The organism is Alistipes sp. CAG:29, assembly GCF_000435435.1.
Lineage (GTDB): Bacteria > Bacteroidota > Bacteroidia > Bacteroidales > Rikenellaceae > Alistipes > Alistipes onderdonkii.
This window is the reverse complement of record NZ_FR893483.1, coordinates 39,261-43,933: the sequence shown is the minus strand read 5'-3', so window position 1 is coordinate 43,933 and position 4,673 is coordinate 39,261. Positions and strand designations below refer to the sequence as shown.

Here is a 4,673-nt window from a genome sequence, read left to right as displayed (position 1 = left end):
GTCGTGAGGCGGGCGATCGGATAGAGCAGCAGGTAAAAGAAATAGATCACCGGCGCCAGGGCGCGGTAATAGAAGTTGGGGTTGTTGCGGAAGATCGACTTGGGAAGGAACTCCGCAGCAAAGATGATGATGACGGTCGACACGGCCGTTTCGATGGCGACCGAACCGTTACGGGCGATGCTTTCCCACCCCAGCGCATAGAAGATGCCGCGCAGCAGCAACGACATGTAAAGCGAATAGATGACCAGGGCAATGTTGTTGCCCACCAGTATCGTGGTGATATACTGCCCGGGGTGGCGGGAAAAAATCTCCGCGATATGGTCGAACATGCGGCTCTGTTTGCGGTCGATCTCCAGTTTCAGGCGGTTCTTGCTCGTGAAAGCGATCTCCATGCCCGAAAAGAATGCCGACAATAACAGCATTAAGACAATCAGTATGACCGAAGTAAGCATCGTCCTGTTTATTTTGGGTTACTCCCCCGCTTCGTCCGCATGTACGGCACGCCGCAGCGGCTGTATCTCACCGATCGGTTCGGCCGGGCGGAGCTCCTCCTCCCCGTCGGGGCGGACAGCTGGTGCAGCCAAAGGCGGCTCCTCGGAAAGCGGTGCCGCGGGCCGCGCCGCAACCGGAGCGGCAGGCCGGTCTGTCGCAGGGTGGTCTGTCGCAGGGCGGGGCGAATCCGAAGTCCGGCCGGCAGGTTCGGCCACCGCCGTAGAGTCCGATTCGTTAGGTTTGACCTCGACCTCCATGCGCCCCTTCATACGGCGGAAGCGCCAGTCCTTAAACTCCTCGTCCGACTCGAAACCTTCGCCGATGAACACGTCGCGGCCGTCGTTCTGCACGATTTTCGAATCGACGTTCGAATAGATTTTCTTGGTTCGCGCGTTCCAGAACAACTGTTGCGTATAGAGTTTCTTGCCGTCCGATTTCTCTACCACGACATTTCCCCGCGCCTCCCACAGGTCGCGGGTCTCGTAATGGATCGCATAGTTGGCCGTCAGCACGGCATCGACCGACGAGAGCGAATCGTTCTTATAGGTCGTCATCTCCACACCCTTGGGGAACTCGCGGTAAGGCTCGCGCGCCAGCGAATAACCTTCGAGCAGCGGGGTTTTGAAATGATACGAACGGCGGCCGTTCTGCGACATGACAACCGACAGGTTTTCGCTGTATTCGGTCATCATCATCTCTATCCGGGACTCCGATTCGGGTTCTTCTTCACGCTCGCAAGAGAATAGCAAGATAGCACTCCCCACAACGGAGAGTGCTACCATCACGTATCTTGCGATAAATCTGTCCATCAATTAGCGGGGACGCACAGTAGTCGACACACCGGCAGCCGTACCGCAGTTGACGGTATAGCGTGCGCCTTCCTGCAACTCGTTGAAGAAGCACTCCTCCGAAGTCGGGAAACGGCTGCGGAATGCGTTCATCGAGGTTTTGGCAGGTTCGCGGTATTCCGAATCGCTCGGCAGCAGCTCGACGGCCTTGGCCATCGTGTCGTAAGCTGCCCAGAAGGTAGCCGGCCCGGCGAAACCTTCACAATGAGCTGCCGAAATGCCGTAGCACTGAGCCAGTACGAAATACGGCACACCGTCCTCGGGGTTCAGATCGCGGGCCTGACGGGCAGCCGATGCGGCGCCCTGGATGTCGTTGGAAACCAAACCTACCAGCGCCATGCGCACCAGCAGCAGCTGACGCTCAGCGGGATCCGTCTCGACGGCAAGCGCCTCGTTGAGGTATTTCATGGCCTTGGTATAGTCGCCCTTGCTCTGGAACGCCTGCGCAAGGAACATCGCGGTTTCCGACGAAGGTTTCACCGTATAGTATTTCTCGGCAATCGAGAAATAGAAATCGCCGTCGCACTTGGCACGCGACATCAGGGCTACGGCCTGCGCCAGCAACGCCTCATCGTCGGGAGCAGCCTCCAGCTTGCCGCGGAACAGTTTTTCGAGGTTATCGCAGCTGGCCGCGCCGCTCAGGCCGAAAGCCGCGTCGAACTGCGACTTGTAATCGCCGGCCTCGGGGTTCTTCTCGAAGAACGGGGTCAGGCGGTCGTACTCGGCGATGATCTCATCGGGCATCACCTCGTCAGTATTCTTGTAATCCTCGCAGAGGTTCGAGAAATAAGCCACCACGGTCTCGGGGTCGGTGCTGTCACCGCCCTGCGCGATTGCCGCGCGGAATGCCTCGCGGATGCCCTTGCGGTCGTTGGGTTTGTAGCGCAGGAACTCGCGCGCCTTCTGGTCGAGGATAAAGGCCGTCTTGCCGGGCTTGACGTTATCGCCGAAATACTGGGCACGCATATCGTACATCAGCATCAGCGAGTCGATGAACATGTTCTTCTCCGCCACGCTCTTGGCACGGTTGATCTTGTTCTTATACACGACGGCACCGCGCTGGTAGATCGACTCCGCAGCATCGGGTATCTTGTCGATAAGCCCCTTGAGGTAGTGTGCAGCGGCATCGTAGTCACGGTTGTCGCACGATTCTTTCAGGAAATTACTGTTCAGAATGTTCTGTTCACGCTCTTCGGGAGTAGCGCCCCATTTCGCATATTGCGGGGCACTGAAATCCTGAGCCAAAGCCGCCGAAGCCAAAAACACCAAAGCGGCAGAAAGCAGAAATTTTACGTTTTTCATCGGTCAGAGATTAATTTTTGTATTTCTTATACTTATAATTGTTTTCGTCAGTTAAACTACCTCCGTGTCGGGGTCGCAAGTTACTACTAATTCCTCGGACGTGCAATTTTCCGGCTCAAAAACTAATCGTATTTCGGCCTGCGGAACCAGTATTCCCCGTTCTCGGCACCCGCAAAGAGCGAGAATCCGACCGAGAATTTGAAATACTGCTGCCGCACCAGTCCCAGGCGCTCGGAAAGGTTATAGCCGCGACGTCCGTATTCCACGCCCACGTCGATGGTCGAACTGCCGAGGAACTTCACAGGCACCCCTACACCCAACGTAACGGCGTATTCGCCGATTTTATTGCCGTCGTAGGTCTGGTTGTAGGTTCCGTAACGGAAACCCGCCCGGTAGGCCCAGCGTTTCATGAACCTGCGCACGTCGTAATAGTTCGGCGTATACTCCACGCCCATCTTCACCATGCTCGTATTGGTATAGGCCACTTCGTATGCAGATTTGTCCGGCCCGCTGATCCCGGTCATTTCGGTCGCCTTATTGCCGCCGGTCCAGTTCTGATAGACATAGTCAAGTCCGATCGTCCATTTCGAGGTCATATAATAAGCCCCCACCGAAAGCTGACGCGGCAAGGCAAGTGCCAAATGGGTCGTATCGCCCTTCACGGTCGAATTATACAGGTCGCCGATATAGATCCGCTTGGTCACATCGGGGTTCAGGTTGCCGCCGAAATCGTACGTAGCGCCGAACGTCAGCATGCGTTTCTGGTTCATGACAGCCTTCCAGAGGACGCCGACCTGGCCTTTGATGCTCGAAATACTGTAATTGTCGCTGCCGACCGTCGACGAAAAAGTTCCGTCGCCCGTGATCGGCGTCGGGGTCATCACGAAGCTGCGGTCGATGTCGCCCCAGTAATACTGCGCCGCGATACCCAACGAGAAATTCTTGAAAATCTCCCAGCCCAGGCCGACCTTGACCTCCGTCACGTCGCCTTCGCCCTGATAGACGTACTGCACGCGTCCCACATTGCCCCAAACCGGATCGTTCGGGTCGTAGTCCTGGGTATACTTGGTACGGTAGCCCACCGAGCTGTAAGGCGTGAGGCTGAACCCGAGCCCGAGTTTCTTGGCGACCGGCATCTGGAACGCGATATCGTGGAAATTGAACGTATTATAGGCCGTGTTTTTGGACACATTGTCCACCTTCTGCGAATTGTAGTAATTCTGTCCCTCGAGGCCGAAACTGAAGAGGAAGCTCTTTTGCGGGATGGTACTGTACGCTGCAGGGTTGAGCAGATTAATTTTACCCGGAGTACCCATGGCCACCCCGACGCCGCCCATCGAGCGCATCTGCGTCGTACCGGGCGTATTGATCTCGCCGACGCCGTACATCGTATAGGGAGAGAATGCGTTAATACTGCTTGTCTGGGCCGATACGGCATAAGGAAGCATCACGGCTGCCGCAACAACCAGCTTAATCAAGGTGTTCTTCACTTGCATTGTGCTCTAAAATTCTATTCAATCCGCAAAAGACCAGATTACAGTTTGCAAATATCGTATTTTTAATTCGTTTAACAAAGAATTTTGCATCCCCGCCGGTAAAAATTACGCACAGGCCGTCGATTTGTTCCCGCATGCGCACGACATAACCTTCGATTTCGAAGGCGATCCCGTTCATCACGCCCAACTCGATGGCCTCTTCGGTCGTGAGCCCCGAGAGTCCTTCATCCTCGGTCGCGGCACACAGCGGCAGCTTGGCCGTGTAATCGTGCAGCGCCCTGAAACGCGTCTTCACCCCCGGGGAGATGCAGCCGCCCCGGAACGTATTGTCAGCCGTCACCAGGTCGATGGTCACCGCCGTACCGAAATCGACGATCAGCACGTTCTCACCCGGATAGAGCACTGTCGCGCCGACGGCTGCGGCCAGTCTGTCGCGCCCCAGCGTCTCGGGCGTAAGGTATGCGTTGCCGATGGGCACGGGGGTCTGGGAGGTGAACTCCAGCAGATAATCCACCCGCCCGCGGAGCGTCGCCGC

5 protein-coding genes are annotated in these 4,673 nt (G+C 56.6%); all 5 read right to left on the bottom strand.

The window, feature by feature from the left end; genetic code table 11:
- Positions 1–452, bottom strand: a 452-nt coding sequence (locus QVP03_RS10330; RefSeq protein WP_288210758.1) for a DUF21 domain-containing protein, incomplete at its 3' end; no start/stop codon positions are given.
- Between the two features lie 18 nt (positions 453–470).
- Positions 471–1,301 carry an LPS export ABC transporter periplasmic protein LptC gene (gene lptC / locus QVP03_RS10325; RefSeq protein WP_230317652.1) on the bottom strand — a complete coding sequence of 277 codons (831 nt, stop codon included), beginning with the start codon at positions 1,299–1,301 and terminating at the stop codon, positions 471–473.
- Positions 1,302–1,304: 3 nt separating this feature from the next.
- A complete protein-coding gene (locus tag QVP03_RS10320; protein WP_022333373.1) occupies positions 1,305–2,642 on the bottom strand; it encodes a tetratricopeptide repeat protein in 1,338 nt (445 codons plus the stop codon).
- 122 nt (positions 2,643–2,764) lie between these two features.
- Entirely contained in the window at positions 2,765–4,138 is a 1,374-nt protein-coding gene (locus QVP03_RS10315) for an OmpP1/FadL family transporter (RefSeq protein ID WP_022333372.1), read from the bottom strand.
- A partial coding sequence (locus QVP03_RS10310) for a type III pantothenate kinase (RefSeq protein WP_288210757.1) occupies positions 4,113–4,673 on the bottom strand: 561 nt, incomplete at its 5' end. The genes QVP03_RS10315 and QVP03_RS10310, both read right to left, overlap by 26 nt.

What these genes read in the sequence shown, in the direction of transcription:
- QVP03_RS10320 (WP_022333373.1), bottom strand. Translation starts at nt 2,642, where the DNA reads ATGAAAAACGTAAAATTTCTGCTTTCTGCCGCTTTGGTGTTTTTGGCT.
- lptC (WP_230317652.1), bottom strand. Translation starts at nt 1,301, where the DNA reads ATGGACAGATTTATCGCAAGATACGTGATGGTAGCACTCTCCGTTGTG.
- QVP03_RS10315 (WP_022333372.1), bottom strand. Translation starts at nt 4,138, where the DNA reads ATGCAAGTGAAGAACACCTTGATTAAGCTGGTTGTTGCGGCAGCCGTG.